This is a genomic window from Luteimonas sp. Soil_C_16 (genome assembly GCF_057657295.1).
On the sequence record NZ_JBDGIS010000001.1, the window covers coordinates 741,980 to 757,931 of the forward strand.

At 67.5% G+C, this 15,952-nt stretch carries 15 protein-coding genes and 1 tRNA gene; 6 read left to right on the forward strand and 10 right to left on the reverse strand.

The window, feature by feature from the left end; genetic code table 11:
* Nucleotides 1-35 precede the first annotated feature (35 nt).
* The 3 genes from AC3A5T_RS03320 to egtB are packed head-to-tail and all read right to left on the reverse strand — an operon-like array spanning nucleotide 36 to nucleotide 2,606.
* Complete coding sequence (locus tag AC3A5T_RS03320; RefSeq protein WP_487627440.1) at nucleotides 36-323, reverse strand: DUF3253 domain-containing protein; 288 nt, start codon at nucleotides 321-323, stop codon at nucleotides 36-38.
* A 1-nt stretch (nucleotide 324) separates the two neighbouring features.
* Nucleotides 325-1,308 carry an L-histidine N(alpha)-methyltransferase gene (gene egtD / locus AC3A5T_RS03325; protein ID WP_487627342.1) on the reverse strand — a complete coding sequence of 328 codons (984 nt, stop codon included), beginning with the start codon at nucleotides 1,306-1,308 and terminating at the stop codon, nucleotides 325-327.
* Complete coding sequence (gene egtB, locus AC3A5T_RS03330; protein WP_487627343.1) at nucleotides 1,305-2,606, reverse strand: ergothioneine biosynthesis protein EgtB; 1,302 nt, start codon at nucleotides 2,604-2,606, stop codon at nucleotides 1,305-1,307. The genes egtD and egtB overlap by 4 nt, the downstream gene beginning before the upstream one ends.
* A 305-nt stretch (nucleotides 2,607-2,911) precedes the next feature.
* On the opposite strand from egtB, the gene AC3A5T_RS03335 reads away from it, so the two are divergent.
* Complete coding sequence (locus tag AC3A5T_RS03335; protein ID WP_487627344.1) at nucleotides 2,912-3,115, forward strand: hypothetical protein; 204 nt, start codon at nucleotides 2,912-2,914, stop codon at nucleotides 3,113-3,115.
* Between the two features lie 184 nt (nucleotides 3,116-3,299).
* Here AC3A5T_RS03335 and AC3A5T_RS03340 read toward each other — a convergent pair whose 3' ends face one another.
* The 4 genes from AC3A5T_RS03340 to AC3A5T_RS03355 all read right to left on the reverse strand — a co-directional run bounded on the left by AC3A5T_RS03340 (nucleotide 3,300) and on the right by AC3A5T_RS03355 (nucleotide 7,441).
* Nucleotides 3,300-3,938 carry an HAD-IB family hydrolase gene (locus tag AC3A5T_RS03340; protein WP_487627345.1) on the reverse strand — a complete coding sequence of 213 codons (639 nt, stop codon included), beginning with the start codon at nucleotides 3,936-3,938 and terminating at the stop codon, nucleotides 3,300-3,302.
* Nucleotides 3,935-4,330 (reverse strand): MAPEG family protein, encoded by a 396-nt coding sequence (locus AC3A5T_RS03345; protein ID WP_487627346.1) that lies wholly within the window; start codon nucleotides 4,328-4,330, stop codon nucleotides 3,935-3,937. Before AC3A5T_RS03345 ends, AC3A5T_RS03340 begins: the two co-directional genes overlap by 4 nt.
* A gap of 309 nt (nucleotides 4,331-4,639) precedes the next feature.
* Nucleotides 4,640-6,337: a M28 family metallopeptidase gene (locus AC3A5T_RS03350; RefSeq protein WP_487627347.1), complete on the reverse strand. Its 1,698-nt coding sequence runs from the start codon at nucleotides 6,335-6,337 to the stop codon at nucleotides 4,640-4,642.
* Nucleotides 6,338-6,697: 360 nt separating this feature from the next.
* Nucleotides 6,698-7,441 (reverse strand): DUF4097 family beta strand repeat-containing protein, encoded by a 744-nt coding sequence (locus AC3A5T_RS03355; protein ID WP_332077828.1) that lies wholly within the window; start codon nucleotides 7,439-7,441, stop codon nucleotides 6,698-6,700.
* Nucleotides 7,442-7,545: 104 nt separating this feature from the next.
* Here AC3A5T_RS03355 and gpmI point away from each other — a divergent pair, with 104 nt between their 5' ends.
* From gpmI to AC3A5T_RS03375, 4 genes are all read left to right on the forward strand, one after another.
* A complete protein-coding gene (gpmI, locus tag AC3A5T_RS03360) occupies nucleotides 7,546-9,096 on the forward strand; it encodes a 2,3-bisphosphoglycerate-independent phosphoglycerate mutase (protein ID WP_487627348.1) in 1,551 nt (516 codons plus the stop codon).
* A gap of 2 nt (nucleotides 9,097-9,098) precedes the next feature.
* Entirely contained in the window at nucleotides 9,099-10,346 is a 1,248-nt protein-coding gene (locus AC3A5T_RS03365; RefSeq protein WP_332077830.1) for a murein hydrolase activator EnvC family protein, read from the forward strand.
* A 345-nt stretch (nucleotides 10,347-10,691) separates the two neighbouring features.
* Nucleotides 10,692-11,069: an endonuclease domain-containing protein gene (locus tag AC3A5T_RS03370; protein ID WP_487627349.1), complete on the forward strand. Its 378-nt coding sequence runs from the start codon at nucleotides 10,692-10,694 to the stop codon at nucleotides 11,067-11,069.
* A gap of 264 nt (nucleotides 11,070-11,333) precedes the next feature.
* Nucleotides 11,334-13,007 (forward strand): S41 family peptidase, encoded by a 1,674-nt coding sequence (locus AC3A5T_RS03375; RefSeq protein WP_487627350.1) that lies wholly within the window; start codon nucleotides 11,334-11,336, stop codon nucleotides 13,005-13,007.
* A 349-nt stretch (nucleotides 13,008-13,356) separates the two neighbouring features.
* Here AC3A5T_RS03375 and crcB read toward each other — a convergent pair whose 3' ends face one another.
* Entirely contained in the window at nucleotides 13,357-13,752 is a 396-nt protein-coding gene (gene crcB / locus AC3A5T_RS03380; protein ID WP_487627351.1) for a fluoride efflux transporter CrcB, read from the reverse strand.
* Between the two features lie 133 nt (nucleotides 13,753-13,885).
* Nucleotides 13,886-13,962 (reverse strand) — tRNA-Arg (locus AC3A5T_RS03385).
* A 188-nt stretch (nucleotides 13,963-14,150) separates the two neighbouring features.
* On the opposite strand from AC3A5T_RS03385, the gene AC3A5T_RS03390 reads away from it, so the two are divergent.
* Nucleotides 14,151-14,774, forward strand: a complete 624-nt coding sequence (locus AC3A5T_RS03390) for a phosphatase PAP2 family protein (protein ID WP_487627352.1) — start codon at nucleotides 14,151-14,153, stop codon at nucleotides 14,772-14,774.
* Between the two features lie 62 nt (nucleotides 14,775-14,836).
* Here the strand turns inward: AC3A5T_RS03390 and AC3A5T_RS03395 are convergent, their stop codons facing one another.
* The gene (locus AC3A5T_RS03395) at nucleotides 14,837-15,952 is read right to left on the reverse strand and encodes a DUF1972 domain-containing protein (RefSeq protein WP_487627353.1); all 1,116 of its coding nucleotides are present in this window, start codon (nucleotides 15,950-15,952) and stop codon (nucleotides 14,837-14,839) included.

Here is a 15,952-nt window from a genome sequence, read left to right on the forward strand (position 1 = left end):
CGCGACACGATACGGCACGCGATCGCGGAGGCCGGTCAGCGCCTGGACGGATCGTCGGGCCAGCGCGGGCCGCGCCGCAGGCGGACCGGGCCGGAGATCGCCGCGCCGGGATCGAGCACCGCGTCGCCCTGCGTGATCCGGATGGCACCCTCCGCCGCGAGCGCCTGCGCCACGCGGCGCACGCCCGGCATCGCGTTTCGCCAGGCTTCTTCGGGATACAGACGCCGTGCGACCTCGGACGGGCAGATGGACGCATCGGACGCGCGCGCCGCCAGCAGCGCGTGGATCTCCGCTGCGATGCGCGCATCGTCAGGGGTCACCAGCTCAGGCCGGCTGCAGCAACCGCAGGCCGAAACTCTCACCCTCGTCGTTCCAGCCATGCGTCACGCGCAGCCCGGCCTGCGCGGCCAGCGCGGAGAACGAGGCGTCGGTGTATTTCTGGCTGATCTCGACGTGCATAGCTTCGCCGGCGGCGAAATCGAAGGCGTGATCGGCGATGCGCACGGTCTGTGCGCGTTCGCTGACCAGGCTCGTTTCGATCCGCATGCGTTCGCGCGCGTAGTGCGCGCGATGGCGGAAGCCGTCGGTGTCGAAATCACTGTCGATCTCGCGGTTGAGCCGCGTCAGCAGGTTCACGGTGAACGCCGCGGTGACGCCCGCCAGATCGTTGTAGGCGGCCTCGATGATCGCCGGGTCCTTGTCCAGATCGATGCCGATCAGCGCGCAGCCGGCATCGCCCATCGTGCCGCGCATCGAGCGCAGCAGACGCACGGCATCCTCGTCGGAGAAGTTGCCGAGCGTCGATCCCGGGAAGAACACCAGCGTGCGGTGCGCACGTCGGTCGGCGCGCGGCAGCGGCACAGGGCGTGTGAAATCCGCGCAGACCGGCAGCATCTGCACATCGGGAAAGGACTGGCCGAGACGAGTCACGCTGTCCATCAGCGCGGTGCGCGAGATTTCGATCGGTGTGTAGGCAACCGGCGCCGCGAGACCTTCGAGCAGCAGCTCGGTCTTGCGTCCGCTGCCGCTGCCGAACTCGACCACGTGCACACCGTCGCCGATCGCCTGCGCGATCGACGGCATCTGCGCTTCCATCAGCGCCAGCTCGACACGGGTGAGGTAGTACTCGGGTTGACGCGTGATCGCCTCGAACAGGCGCGAACCTTCCGCGTCGTAGAAGTACTTCGACGGCAATGTCTTGGGCGTGCGCGACAAGCCGGCGATCGCATCGGCGGCGATGTCGTCGGGTTGCGGGCGCAGATCAGTCAGCGCGGCCTGCGCTCGGGCGCGGGCGATGGCGGCATTCATGCGGAATCCTTGGCCAGGCGCAGACCGGCGAACTGCCACCGCGCATCGGAGGGAAAGAAGTTGCGGTAGCTGGCGCGCACGTGGTCGGCGGAGGTCGCGCAGCTGCCGCCGCGGAGGACCCACTGCGCATCCATGAACTTGCCGTTGTATTCGCCCAGCGTGCCCGGCCAGGGCCGATAGCCGGGATAGGCGGTGTAGGCGCTGGATGTCCATTCCCAGACATCGCCGAACATCTGCTGCAGACCGGTCGCGGCAGTCGACGGCGCGCTGGGATGCAGCCGGCCGGAGTCGACGAAGTTGCCGTCCACCGGCAGCGAGGCGGCCGCCTGTTCCCATTCGAATTCGGTCGGCAGACGCGCGCCGGCCCAGCGCGCGAACGCATCCGCCTCGTAGTAGCTCAGATGGCACACCGGCGCTGCGGGATCGAGCGCGCGCCAGCCGCCCAGCGTGAACTCGGCTTCGCAGGCCTCGTTCCAGTACAGCGGTCGCGTCCAGCCACGGGCGCTGACGGTGTCCCAGCCCGCACTGAGCCACGCGCCCGCGGCGCGATAGCCGCCGTCCTCGATGAAGGCGAGAAACTCGGCGTTGCTGACCGGCCGGCTCGCCAGCGCATGCGCGGGCACCAGCACGCGATGGCGCGGCGATTCGTTGTCGTACGCGAAACCGGCATCGCCGGGCCATGCGGCATGGCCGACCTCGACGATCGATTCCTGTCGTGCGATCCAGCCGAGCGCTGCCGAGCTGCCGCCGACCTGCGGCAGATCGTCGCGATAGGCGGGGTGGAGCGGATTGCTGAAGAACGCATGCTTGATGTCGGTCAGCAGCAATTCCTGATGCTGTTGCTCGTGCTGCAGGCCGAGTTCGACGATGTCGAGCAGCCGTGCATCGAGAGCGCCGCGCTGCAGTCGCGCGCGCATGCGTGTTTCGATTGCGTCGCGGTAATCGGAGACCTGCGCGAGCGTTGGCCGCGACAACACGCCGCGCTGCGGCCGCGCGTGCATCGGTCCAGCGCTCTGGTAATAACTGTTGAACAGGTAATCCCAGGCGGGATCGAAGGGCGTGTATGGACCACCGTCGGCCAGCACGAAGCGTTCGAAGAACCAGGTCGTGTGGGCGAGGTGCCATTTGGTGGGGCTGGCATCCGCCATGCTCTGCACCATGGCGTCTTCCGCGCCGATGGGCGCGGCGAGCGCCGCACTGCGGCCACGCACGGCATCGAAGCGCTGCGCGAGCCGGTGGCAACGCGCGTCGACATCGCCGACTCCGGAGAGGGGCGGAACAGGGGCATGCAGCGACATCGGTGAAGTTTTCGTGTGGCTGCGTGACGGTGCCGTCGTCGGCACGCTTTCAGGAATTGCAGTGCCGATCACACGCGGCATGACCTTGAACGAAAATCGGCAATGCGCTGTGGATAACGGAATTTCTACGGCACGGACCACGCCGGCACTACACGCAGGCGCCGATAGTGCACGGCAACATCCACATGAGGAGTCATCCGATGCGACGTATTGCGCTTCCGCTAGCAGCCGCCATGGCCTTCGCGTTCACGGCCTGCAGCAACGATCCGCCGCCGCCGGATGTCCCGCCGACGGATCCGGCCCCGATGAACGACACGGCGACGCCGCCGGTCGATCCCGCGACGGATCCGATGAACCCGCCACCGACCGATCCCGCATCGCCGACGCCGACCGATCCGACCATGCCGCCGCCGACGGATCCGATGACGCAGCCGCCGACCGATCCGACCACGACGCCGCCGGCGACGCCGCCGGTCGAGGGTGAAGGCACTCCGACCAGCACCAGCTGATCCGCGCGTGCATACGAAACATGCCGTGCCCATGAGACCGGTCTGACGTCGCTGACGTCAGCGCCCCCCGGCGTAACTCTCTCTCCGACCGGTCCCAGTTGCCGTCCGCCCCTCCCCGGGCGGGCGGCTTTTTCTTGTCGGATTCCCGCGCTCTCGCATCGCATCGATCAAGCCACGCGCGCGATCAGGCGGGTGCGTGCGCCGGCCACGCCGCACCGCGGTATGTGGCCACGTGGGCGAGCGCGAGCAGCGCATGATCCTCGTGCGTGTCGCCGTGCGCATGGACTTCGCGGTAGGCGGCGAGGTCGTAGCGCTCCCGCACCCGCCGCACCTTTTCGCCTGCCACGCATTGCGCGCCGGCGTAACGACCGGTCAGGCGTGCACCATCGCTTTCAAGCGCCGAGCAGATGAGGTCGAGCCCCTGCGCCTCGCACCACGGTGCGAGATAGACATCGAAGCCACCGGACACGACGACGATGGTGTCGCCTTGTGCGCGATGGGCATCGAGACGCGCCTGCATCTCCGGCCGCACCAGTGCCGGCAATACCGTGGCCGCAAAGCGGCGGCCGGCGTCTTCGACGGCGCTGCGCGGCAGCCCGCGGAAGGCATAGCCGACCAGCAGGCTGCGCAGCGCGTGCACCGGCAGCAGCTTGAGCTTGTAGGCCAGCACCGGCAGCGCGAACAGCAGCCTGCCGACGTGCAGGCGTCGCGGCGGCGTGGCGAAGCGCAGGAAATCCGGCAGCGTCTCGCGCGTGGTGAGCGTGCCGTCGAGATCGAACAGGGCCAGCACCGGACGCGCGTCGTGCGTGTCGTGCACGCTCATACGATCGACAGCGCCGCCTGCGCGATCAAGGTGACCACGCAGCCGAGCGCCGCGAACCACGCGAGACTGCGCAGCCAGGCGATATCCGCGACGTAGGCGACGCCGTGCAGCAGCCGCAGCGTGACGAATGCGACGGCCAGCATCGCGATGCGGTCATGCGCCACGCCGGCGAGCTGCGACAGCACCACGCCCGCCGCGAACGGGGCGAAGGCCTCCAGCGCATTGAGATGCGCGTTGTAGGCGCGCCGCAGCCGCGGATGCTCTTGGCGCGCGATCCAGCCGCGCGGATCGCGATTGTCGTAGCGCGGCGCCGAAGCCTTGGCGAGCGCGACCCAGCAGTAGGGCAGCAGCGCGGCGATCAGCACGCACCAGTAGGCAGTGGAGAGCGTCATCGGAAGATCTCTCAGGTAGGAACTGCTGGCTTATCGCACGACGGCATGTGCCATGTCGCCAGAGAAATGTGCAAATCCCTTCCCGGCAAAAGCGGAGACGATTGGGAGAGGGGGCTCGACGCCCTCCCCCGCAAGGCGGGGGAGGGTTGGGAGGGGGCAAACGTGCCGATCAAGACTTGACGTCTCTCAAGAGCGGAAGCGAGCTCTTGATCTTCGCGTCTTCCGGGGGCTCACGGACAACTCTGCTCTCAAAAAAAAGCGGCGACATCACTGTCGCCGCTTTCGTCATGCGTGCCTGCAGGCGTTGCCTTACGGCGCGCCACCCGCTTCGCTGCGCATCTGGTCGCGCGCGGCCTTGAAGGGGTTGCCCTCGTACCAGTTCGGCCACTGGCCGTCGTCGGCCAGCGTGCGGCCCACGCCGTACAGCGCTTCGAGGTCCTGCACCACGCCGTCGAGGTTCCAGTCCGGGTTGTACTCGTCGCTGGGCTGGTGATAGCGCTTGGCGTAGTCGTCGGTCGCGGCCTTGCCACCGGCGGTGCCGCCGTCGACGAGATCGTTGCCGCCCTTCGCATACAGCGCCGGCACGCCGGCCTTGGCGAAGTTGAAGTGATCGGAGCGGAAGTAGAAGCCACCGGCCGTATTGCCTTCCTCCACCAGCGTGCGGCTCTGCTGGTCGGCGTAGGTCTTGAGGATGTCCTCGAGTTCCGAGTTGCCCTTGCCGGTGACGACGAAGTCACGCGACGGACCGGCGACGCTCATCGCATCGAGGTTGATCACGCCGACCGTCTGCGCCAGGCCGATGCTCGGCTGCGCCACGTAGTACTTGCTGCCCAGCAGGCCCGATTCCTCGAGCGTGACCGCCAGGAACACCAGCGAGCGCTTCGGCTTGGGTTCGGTGGTGGCGAACTTCTCGGCGATCTCGATGATGCCGGCCACGCCGGTCGCGTTGTCGATCGCGCCGTTGTAGATCGTGTCGCCTTCACCCTCGTGCTTGCCGAGGTGATCCCAATGCGCGAGATAGAGAATTGCCTCTTCCGGCGCCTCGGTGCCCGGCAGGATGCCGATCACGTTGCGCGAGCTCTTCTCGGCGATCGTGCTCTTGAGATCGAAACCGATCTTCGCGTTGAGCGGCACCGGCTTGAAGCCGCGCGTGTTCGCGGCCTTGATCTGTTCGTCGAGATCGAGACCGGCTTCGGCGAACAGCTGCTTGGCGACGTCGCCGGTGATCCAGCCCTGCGCCGGCAGGCGCGGTTCCGGATCGTCCTCTGCACGCAGGTCGAACTGCGCGCCCGACCAGGAATTCTTCACCACGTCCCAGCCGTACGAGGCGCCGGGCGTGTCGTGGATGATCAGCGCGGCCACCGCACCCTTGCGCGCGGCTTCCTCGAACTTGTACGTCCAGCGACCGTAATAGGTCATCTTCTCGCCGTCGAACAGCGTCGCGTCGTTGGCGTGGAAGCCGGGGTCGTTGACCAGCATCACGACGGTCTTGCCCTTGAGGTCGAGACCGGCGTAATCGTTCCAGTTCTGCTCCGGCGCATCGACGCCGTAACCGACGAACACCAGCTCGCTGTCCGCGACGTTGATCTCGGCTTGGCCGGTGCGCGTGCCGATCACCATCTCGTCGCCGAACTTCAGATCGCGCGTGCCGGCGCTGTTGCTCAGGCGCAGTACGGTCGACGGATCGGCTGTGGTCTCGACCATCGGCACCGTCTGGTACCAGTCGTTGTTGTCGCCGCCCGGCTGCAGGCCGATGCGCTCGAACTGGGCCTTGATGTACTCGACCGTCTTGTCTTCGCCGGCGGTACCGGGCGCGCGTCCCTCGAACTCGTCGGACGCCAGCATGCGCACCATCTCGCCGAAATCGCCGGCGGTGATGTCGGGCGAAAACGTATGGGCGGCCTGGGCATCGGGCGGCGTGGCCGTATCCGGCGCGGCGGTCTTGTCGCCACACGCGGCGAGCACCAGCGCAGCCGGCAACGCCAGCAGCAGAAGGGGTTTGCGCATCCTGGAATCTCCGGAAAATCGTGGAGGCCGCACTATACGTGCGTTCAGGGGGCGATGCTTTTTGAAGGCTCTAGCTGTTGGTTTCGAGCCCCTCTCCCTCTGGGGTGAGGCGGAACGCTTGCGAGCCATTGGCTCGCGTGTCGACGAACGCCCTCGCACCAGTGCGAGGGCCGGGGCGCGGAGCGGGGGTTGGGGTGAGGGCGCTTTTCGAGCTCCGCGTGTAGAACTCAACCCTCACCCGAAGCGCTGTGCGCTTCGACCTCTCCCAGAGGGAGAGGTGTCTGTTTCCTGCCATCTGCAACGCGCCGCGACATCGATCGAGCGCGCGGAAAGTCGATAGGCGATGCGTCGGTATGCCCCTTATTCCTGCGGCGCCCGCGCGCTGTCGTACGGCACTGCGGTCGCGCCGCTGATCGCGCCGGTCTTCGCGCTCGTGTGCACGTACAGCGTGACTTCGCGCTTGAACTCCAGCGGACCGTCGACGACCGCATCGGGTCCGATGATCACGCGCGGGTTGCGGCGGCTGATCGTCACCGGGAACCAGTTCGACGACGGCTTGTCGATCACCAGCTTGCCGCGCACGTGCGAGCCGGTGCCGATGGTGACGTCGCCATTGACCGTCTTCACGTCGCCGGTGACCTCGGTGCCGACCATGCCGATCGCACCATTGACCGTCGAGACGTTGCCGTCGATGCGGCCGCCGCGGTCGACGAACACGCCGCCGCTGACGCTCTCAACGTTGCCGCCCAGCTGCGCGTCGGTGCCGACGCGGATCGCGCCGTTGACCGTGGTCAGCGATTTGGCCTGCGCACGCGCGCCCACCGTGATGCCGCCGTTGACGGTTTCCATGTCCTCGACCGCGATGCCGTCACCGGCACGGATGCCGCCGTTGACGGTCTCCACGTCACGCGCCTTGGCGCCGTCGCCGATGCGGATGCCGCCGTTGACCGTGCTCAGGTCGCGATAGGTCTGGCCGGCCTCGGCTTCGACACCGCCGTTGACCTTGGAGATGTCCTCCTGCGCGAACGCGGCGCCGGTGGCCAGCGCAAGGGCGGCGGCGAGCAGCAGGGGGGCGGAGCGCAAGCGCGCAGGGGCAGGGGACATGGCCGTGACCTCGTGAATGGATGGGCGGGCCGAAGCCCGTCGACAGGTAGCTTGCCCCCGCTTCGCTACAATCGCATCTGTCTTTCGTCACTGGGTCGATCGTCGTGCCGCACGCCGCCAGCTCTCCCCGTCCGCGCCCCGTCGTCCTGCTGATCCTCGACGGCTGGGGCCACCGCGACGACCCGCGCGACAACGCCTTGGCGCTTGCCGACATCCCCAACTGGCGCCGGCTGCTGGCCGAGCATCCGTCCACGTTGATCCACACCGAAGGCCGCCACGTCGGCCTGCCGGACGGGCAGATGGGCAATTCCGAAGTCGGCCACATGAACATCGGCGCCGGCCGCATCGTCTATCAGGACCTGACCCGCATCGACGCGGCGATCGAGGACGGCAGCTTCTTCGACAACGCCGAACTGCTGGCCGCCTGCGACGCGGTGCGCGGCAACGGCGGCACGCTGCACGTCATGGGGTTGCTGTCGCCGGGCGGCGTGCACAGCCACGAAGCGCATCTGGCGGCGATGCTCGACCTCGCCGCGAAGCGCGGCGTCGCTCGCGTCGCCGTGCATGCCTTCACCGACGGCCGCGACATGCCGCCGCGTTCGGCCGAACCGAGCCTGCGCGCGCTGCAGGACCACTGCGCCGCGCTCGGCAATGCGCACGTCGCCAGCGTGTCCGGCCGTTACTACGCGATGGACCGCGACAATCGCTGGGCCCGCGTGCGCCTGGCCTGGGATGCGATCGTCGACGCGACATCGCCGCACCACGCGCCCGATGCGGTTGCCGCCTTGCAGGCCGCGTATGCGCGCGACGAGAACGACGAGTTCGTGCTGCCGACCGTCATCGATGGCGCCACGCCGATGGCCGATGGCGACGCGGTCGTCTTCATGAACTTCCGCGCCGACCGCGCGCGCCAGCTGACGGCCGCGTTCGTCGACCCGGCGTTCAATGGCTTCGAGGCACGTCGTCCGCAGCTCGCGCGTTTCGTCTGCCTGACCGAGTACGACGCGCGCCTGCCGGCGCCGCTCGCATTCGCGCCCGACAACCTGCCGAACACGCTGGGCGAAGTGCTCGGCGCGAACGGCCTGACCCAGTTGCGTATCGCCGAGACCGAGAAGTACGCGCACGTGACGTTCTTTATGAGCGGCGGTCGCGAAGATCCCTACCCGGGCGAGGACCGCATCCTGGTGCCGAGCCCCAAGGTCGCCACCTACGACCTGCAGCCGGAAATGAGCGCGCCCGAGGTCTGCGACAAGCTCGTGCAGGCCGTGCGCGACCAGCGCTTCGACGTGGTGATCTGCAACTTCGCCAATCCCGACATGGTCGGCCACACCGGCGTACTGGCGGCGGCGATCAAGGCCGTGGAAACGGTGGACACCGCGGTCGGCAGGATCGTCGCGGCCGTGCGCGCGCAGGGTGGCGAGCTGCTGGTCACCGCCGACCACGGCAACGTCGAAATGATGCGCGACCCGGAAACCGGCGAGCCGCATACCTCGCACACCGTCGGCCCGGTGGATCTGATCTACGTCGGCAGTCGTGACGTGCCCCTGCGCGGCGGCGGTGCACTGCGCGATCTCGCGCCGACGATCCTCGATCTGATCGGCGTCGAACAACCGGCCGAGATGACCGGCCGCAGCCTGCTGCAGGCCGCCGGCTGAACATGTCCCGCGGCCGCGCGCTGCTGCTGGTCGCGCTGCTCGTCGCGGCGCTGCCTGCGCTTGACGCCGCCGCGCAGAACAGCCGCGAAACCGAGCGCCGCCTCGAGCGCGTGCGCAAGGAGCTGCGCGATGTCGCCGCCGAGCGCCGCCGCCTCGAAGGCCAACGCGGCGCAGCGGCGCGCGATCTGCGCGCGGCCGACGAACAGGTCTCGACCTCGGCGCGCGCGTTACGCGACACGCGCATCAAACTGGCCGAGGAACAGATCGCGCTGGAGAAACTGCAGGCGCGCCGGGTGGAACTCGAATCCACGGTCGAGACGCGCCGCGCGGAACTCGCCGCGCTGGTGCGCGCCGCCTACACCGTCGGCGACGAAGCTGCGTTGAAACTGATGCTCGCGCAGGACCGCGTCGCCGATGCCGGACGCCTGCTGACCTACCACCGCTACCTGCAGCAGCAGCGCAGTACGCGCATCCATGAACTGCGCGCGGAAATGGACGAACTCGACGGCATCGAAGCCGCGATCCAGGATCGCCGCGCTGCGCTCGAAGCCGCGCAGGTCGAGCAACGCGCGCAGCTGGCCAAGGTCGAAAGCGATCGCAGCCAGCGTGCCGAGGCAATGAAGGGTATCGAGTCGCGGTTCAGCGATCGCAGTGCCCGCGAAAAAGCCCTCGGCCGCGATGCCCGCTCGCTGGAGCGCGTGCTCGCCCAGCTGCGCGAAGCGGCGCGTCGTGCCGAAGCCGAGCGCCGCGCCGCAGCCGCCGCTGCGCGCGAACGCGAAGCGCGCGAAGCCCGTGAAGCAGCCGCGTCAGGCCGTCCGCGGCCACCGCCGCGTCCACCGACCCAGGTGGCCCGCACCAACGCTCCGCAGGTCGGCGGCTTGGGCTGGCCGGTCAGCGGCAGCCTGCTCACCGCCTACGGCGGCAAGCTGCCCGACGGCCGCAGCAGCACCGGCATCCTGATCGGCGCGCCCGCCGGCACCGCGGTGAAGGCCGTCGCCGACGGCACCGTGGTCTTCGCCGAATGGATGACCGGCTACGGCATGCTGCTGATCGTCGATCACGGCAACGGCTACATGAGCCTCTACGCGCACAACGACGGCCTGCTCAAGAGCGTCGGCAACACCGTGCGCCGCGGCGATACCGTCTCCAGCGTCGGCAGTTCCGGCGGCCAGGGCCGCAGCGGCCTGTACTTCGAACTGCGCCAGAACGGCACGCCGGTGAATCCGACGACGTGGTTGCAGCGGCGGTGAGTGGTACTGGCTGAGCGCTGCTCGCCGCCTGCCTAAGCCACCCCTCACCCCAACCCCGCTCCCGGTGGGAGACGGGCCAAGGCCCAGACGCTCGCAACGTACGAGCCCCTCTCCCCTTGGGGTGAGGCGGCACGCTGGCGAGCCATTGGCTCGCGTGTCGACGAACGCCCTCGCGTCAGCGCGAGGGCTGGGCGCGGAGCGGGGGGTGAGGGCAGACGCACGCGATGCACTGCTGTTGAGGGGATACGCCGCGGCAATCCCCCACGTCCCCATTCCGCCTCCCCCGAGCGAACCCACCGCCCACGCACCACAACACTGCATCCGGATCCCCCCGGAGTCCGGCGCATGCAGTGCACATCCGCCCAACTTCAGTTCGCGCGCCAACTCCGCCGCGAATCGACCGACGCCGAACGCCTGCTGTGGTTCCACCTGCGCGACCGGCGCCTCGGCATGAAGTTCAGACGTCAGCAACCCGTCGGCCCCTTCATCGTCGACTTTCTCAGTCTAGAAGCCGCAGTGATCGTCGAGGTTGACGGCTCACAGCATCAGGAAACGGTCGATGCAAGCCGCACGCGCTTTCTGGAACGTCGCGGCTTCCGCGTGTTGCGCTTCTGGAATCACGATGCCCTCGTGCGCACGGAATCGGTGCTCGAAGTCATCCTCGCGAGCGTCGCCCTCACCCCAACCCCTCTCCCAGAGGGAGAGGGGCTCAAGCTGCGTTGACCGGCTTTGTTCGGTTGATTGGACTGGGCAAAACGCTTGCGCAGACGCAAGCCCCTCTCCTTCCGGGAGAGGGGTTGTGGTGAGGGCTGTCGACCGCACTTCTCCCATAGTGGGCGACAACAGAACCGCTCGCCTACGCATCCCTACCCACCCCACCCACAGAACTGAACATCCCCGCCCGCCTTTAACGCATTCACACACCCTGCCCGCATAATCGATCGACGCGCGACCGCGCGTGTCGCCCGCCTTTCCCCGGAGTCCTGCATGCGCGTGAGTTCACTGACGCTGGCCTTGTCCCTGCTGTTGTCGCCAGCCGCGTTCGCGCAGACCCCGCCGCCTGCCGAGACACCAGTGCAGGCGCCCGGCGAGGCGTCCGAGCCCACGCCGCCCACGCCGCCTGAAACGGCGCCCACTGACACGCCGTCGGCCGCGGACGACGCCGAGATCCCCGTCGCCGCCAGCGATGATCCCGGCGCGATGGAGCAGGCCTCCAACCGCGTTCCGTTGCAGGAGATCCGCCGCTACGTCGGCGTCTTCAACGCCGTGCGTGAGGCCTATGTAGAGCCCGTCGAAGACAGCAAGCTGATGTCCTCGGCGATCCGCGGCCTGCTGCTCGATCTCGATCCGCACAGCGTGTACATGCAGAAGGAAACCGCCACGGCCTTCGACGAGGGCACCGAGGGCGCGTACGACGGCATCGGCGTCGAGGTGATGTACCTGGGCGACGGCAGCATGCGCGTCATCGCGCCGATCGACGGCACGCCTGCCGCGAAGGCCGGCATCCGCGCCGGCGACGTGATCGTCAGCGTCGACGGCCGCACGCTGACGCCGTCCGACAACGATGGCGCCGGCCCGCTGCGTGGCGCGCCCGGGACCTCGGTCACCGTCGGCGTCCTGCGCGATGGCGAAACCGCACCGCTGGAAATCCGTGTCGACCGCGAAACCATCCGCGTCGTCAGTGTGCGCAGTCGCATGCTCGAACCGGGTTACGGCTACGTGCGCGTGAGCCAGTTCCAGGTCGAGACCGCCGCCGACTTCGCGCGCAACATCGACGAACTCAAGCAGCAGGCCGGCGGCAAACTGCGTGGCCTGGTCATCGACCTGCGCAGCAATCCCGGCGGCCTGCTGACTTCGGCGGTGCAGATCGCCGACGACTTGCTCGACAGCGGCAAGATCGTCAGCACCCGCGGTCGCATCCCGATCAGCGATGCCGAGTTCAGTGCCACGCCGGGCGACCTGCTCGACGGCGCCCCGGTGATCGTGCTCGTCGACGTCGGCTCGGCCAGCGCCTCCGAAGTGCTGGCCGGCGCCCTGCGCGACAACAACCGCGCGCGCGTCATCGGCAGCCGCACCTTTGGCAAGGGCTCGGTGCAGACCGTCCTGCCGCTCGACAATGGCGATTCGGTCAAGCTCACCACCGCGCGTTACTACACGCCGAGCGGCCGCTCGATCCAGGCCCGCGGCATCGACCCCGACACCACCCTTCGCCCCGAAGGCGCGGAGACCGCCGACCCCAACGCCCCGCGCGCCGCCACCGTCTACACCGAAGCCAACCTGCCGGGCCACCTGCAGGGCGACGAAGAAGACGGCTCCACCGGCGGCGAAGCCCTGCCCGGCGACGGCCCGATCAACGCCGCGCTCGCCGAACTGAAGAAGCCCTGGGTGCCCACCGCCCAGGTCCACGCCGAAGACACGCCCCTCGCCGTTGCCCCCGCAACCGCAACGCCTGCACCTGCAGCCGAGCCGACGTCCGCGACGGACGCAGCGCCGGAAACCACGCCGGCTCCGACAACCGAACCCGTTCCTGCAGCAGAGCCTGTTCCCGCAGTGGAACAGGCGGAGACACCTGGGACCTCGACGGAGTCTTCGACCTCCGAAGACCAGACGGATCCCGACGCGACGCCCGAGACGTCCGAGCCCGCACCGCCGACACCCTGATCGACGACAGGCGACAGGCAAAAGACGACAGGCGACAGGCCACGCGCGGAGAGCGATGGGCCACTGGTCATTGCCAACTGACGCATTTGTCGCCCCGGCGCAGGCCGGGGCCCAGCGACTCGGCTTGCAATCTGTTCTGCAAGAGCGACTACAGACGGCGCGGCTCTCAGAGCCCGTCGCCCCAGCGCACGCTGGGGCCCATTCTGACGTTGCTTGAACGTCAGCCGCCTCACTCGCCCAGCGCACACATCAGAACCCTCCAACAACGCAGCACTCAGCGCCGCCGCGCCGCCGTCGCCCGCTGCGCGCCGGGGCCAAGCGACTGTACTGAGAGCAACGCGCGCACGATCTAACTCCCCCGCGCCACCACCCACCACCCCAACCCCGCCAGCAGCACCCCAAGCACCACGCTCGCAATCACGTAGACCGCTGCCATCGCCACATCCCCACGGCGCAGCAACGCCAGCGTCTCCAGCCCGAACGCCGAAAACGTCGTGAATCCCCCCATGACGCCGACGATCAGCATCGCCCGCACATCCGGCGTGAACCAGCCATGCCGCGCGATCCCACCTGCCAGCAGCCCGGCGACCAGGCACCCCAGCAGGTTCACCACGAACGTGCCCACCGGAAACCGCGGCGGCACGTCCGCGCTCGCGCCCGCAAACTGCAGCACCCACACCGACAACTGGTACCGGCACACCGAACCGAACGCACCGCCGAGCGCGATCAACAACAGCCGGTTCAAAGCCGCAGCTCCACAACCCACGCGCGGATACTGAGCACCGGCCAAGCGGTGGGAGCCAACACGTAAGAAAGGGAACAGGCCTGCGGCATCGGTCCTCGCACGCGGCCGGGACCGCACGGAACATCGCAGAAAATGGCGCGCCTGGAGGGATTCGAACCCCCGACCAATGGCTTCGGAAGCCACTACTCTATCCGGCTGAGCTACAGGCGCGTCGTCCACGCCAAGCCGAGATAACGGGCAGGGCGGTCGCGCATTGTATCGAAACCGTGCACCCGCAGACAGCCCGCCCATCTCCGCTGGAACATGGTCCGTGGAATGGGTCGCGCAACGCGAAACCCATCGCATCCGCACTCCACAATCGTCATCACCCGACCCACAGCCCCGAGCCGCATACCCACGTGAACTGGTCCCACATCACCCACCTCGGCGACGCCGCCCTCGTGCTGCCGCTGCTCGTCGTGGCCATCGTGGGATTGGCCATCCAAGGCCCTACGCAACGCCGCGCTGCGCTCCGGTGGGCGCTGGTCATCACGGCCAGCCTCGCGCTCGTCGCTGCCAGCAAGATCGCCTTCTACGGCTGGGGCACAGGCATACGCCTTTGGAATCTCACCTGCTTCAGCGGCCACACCGTATCCGCGTGGCTTGCATGGCCGGCGTTGCTGATGCTCATGGCGCCAGCGCGGTTGCGCGCGCTGCGCATCGCATTGCTCGTGGCTGGAATTGCCATTGCCGCATGTGTCGGCTGGTCCCGCGTACCGATCGGCGCGCATCCCGTCAGCGAGGTCATCGCCGGCACGCTGCTGGGCGCAGCCGCTGCCGGGTGGATCGTCCGCGCGCTGTGGCAGCAAGCGCTCGATAAACGCAGTTTCGGCATGCTGACCGCACTGCTGCTCGCTTTGGCCCTACTCACACAGGCAGGGCTGGAACGCCCGCACAGCGAGCGCTGGTTTCAGAAGATCAGCACGTCACTCTCGGGCACCGATCAACCTGTAGATCGCTCGCAATGGCGAAAGGATTTCTAAGAGGTGGTTTAAGAAACCAAGGCGATCGGATCTGCCGAACCAGCGCATCCGATTCGTAGCTGCTACCGCGTTTGATGACGAGAAAGAAGATCCTCGTATGCACGCAGAATGCTGTCCCAGGTGAAACCATCTTCAAATCGCGCGACGCTGCCGTTCCGCATCGTTGCGAGCAGTTCTCCGCTCTGAAGTAATTCAAGCAAGCGCGTTTCGAAGCCGTCGGCGCCGTTGAAGTAAAGCGAAGCAGATCCGGCGACCCAGCGGTTGTACTTGTTGTCGTGCGCAATGATGGCGTTACCTGCACCGAGCGCCTCCACAAGGGAGGGATTGGTCCCACCGACTTGATGCCCGTGGACGTAGGCAAGGCTGTGGTAGCGCAGAGATTGGACAATCTCCTTATCGTAGATCGCGCCGGCAAACACCACTTCCTCGCTTGCGGCCTCCAGGACCGAACGCTGGTAGGCGTGCGCCCGGTCGTAGTTTCCAAGCACGACCAGCTTGATGCCGCGCGGGCTTCTCGAAAAGCCATCGACGATCTCAAGAATCGAATTCTCTGGCTCAGCCCGCGCGACGACCGTCAGGTACTTGCCCGGTTCAAGACCCATCGCACGCACCGGCAATTCCGAAGCATCCGCGACTCTCGGCGCGCCGTACGCAATGGTCGTGATCTTCTCCGACGAAACGCGTGTGGAAAGGTGACGCTTGATCTCCGGGTGATCTGCCACCAGATGATCAGCCAGCCAGCATCCTGCCCAATCGTTGAGCCAGAACCATGTCTTTGCCGCGCGCCCCCATTTGGCTCTCGACCACTCGATTCCGTCCATGTTGATGATGTTCGGTATTCTCCGAACTCGTAGAAGTGCAGTAAAAACCGCCGTGTTGTAGCCAAGCGTCAGACAAAGGGATTCATGCTTCGCTGCGTGACACACCGACAACCAGTCGAACTGGATCGTACCTACGGGCCCGGACCGCGACACTGGAATATGGATGCGTTCCACTCCCCGCCACTCGTCGGTCCAGATCTCGCCTTCTCCATCGTCCTGGCAATACACGATGACCCGCCATCCTTCGGCGACCAAGTGAAGCGCCAAGTACTCTGCAAACGTTTCGAAGCCGCCGTGGGCAGCGGGAAGCCCCCTGATTCCAAGAATTCGAATTGTTCCTGAACTTGCATACTTCAT

Bases quoted from the DNA above. Each gene is read 5' to 3' on its own strand.
- egtD (WP_487627342.1), bottom strand. From the start codon at position 1,308: ATGAATGCCGCCATCGCCCGCGCCCGAGCGCAGGCCGCGCTGACTGAT.
- egtB (WP_487627343.1), bottom strand. From the start codon at position 2,606: ATGTCGCTGCATGCCCCTGTTCCGCCCCTCTCCGGAGTCGGCGATGTC.
- AC3A5T_RS03335 (WP_487627344.1), top strand. From the start codon at position 2,912: ATGAACGACACGGCGACGCCGCCGGTCGATCCCGCGACGGATCCGATG.
- AC3A5T_RS03340 (WP_487627345.1), bottom strand. From the start codon at position 3,938: ATGAGCGTGCACGACACGCACGACGCGCGTCCGGTGCTGGCCCTGTTC.
- AC3A5T_RS03345 (WP_487627346.1), bottom strand. From the start codon at position 4,330: ATGACGCTCTCCACTGCCTACTGGTGCGTGCTGATCGCCGCGCTGCTG.
- AC3A5T_RS03350 (WP_487627347.1), bottom strand. From the start codon at position 6,337: ATGCGCAAACCCCTTCTGCTGCTGGCGTTGCCGGCTGCGCTGGTGCTC.
- AC3A5T_RS03355 (WP_332077828.1), bottom strand. From the start codon at position 7,441: ATGTCCCCTGCCCCTGCGCGCTTGCGCTCCGCCCCCCTGCTGCTCGCC.
- AC3A5T_RS03365 (WP_332077830.1), top strand. From the start codon at position 9,099: ATGTCCCGCGGCCGCGCGCTGCTGCTGGTCGCGCTGCTCGTCGCGGCG.
- AC3A5T_RS03370 (WP_487627349.1), top strand. From the start codon at position 10,692: ATGCAGTGCACATCCGCCCAACTTCAGTTCGCGCGCCAACTCCGCCGC.
- AC3A5T_RS03375 (WP_487627350.1), top strand. From the start codon at position 11,334: ATGCGCGTGAGTTCACTGACGCTGGCCTTGTCCCTGCTGTTGTCGCCA.
- AC3A5T_RS03395 (WP_487627353.1), bottom strand. From the start codon at position 15,952: ATGAAGTATGCAAGTTCAGGAACAATTCGAATTCTTGGAATCAGGGGG.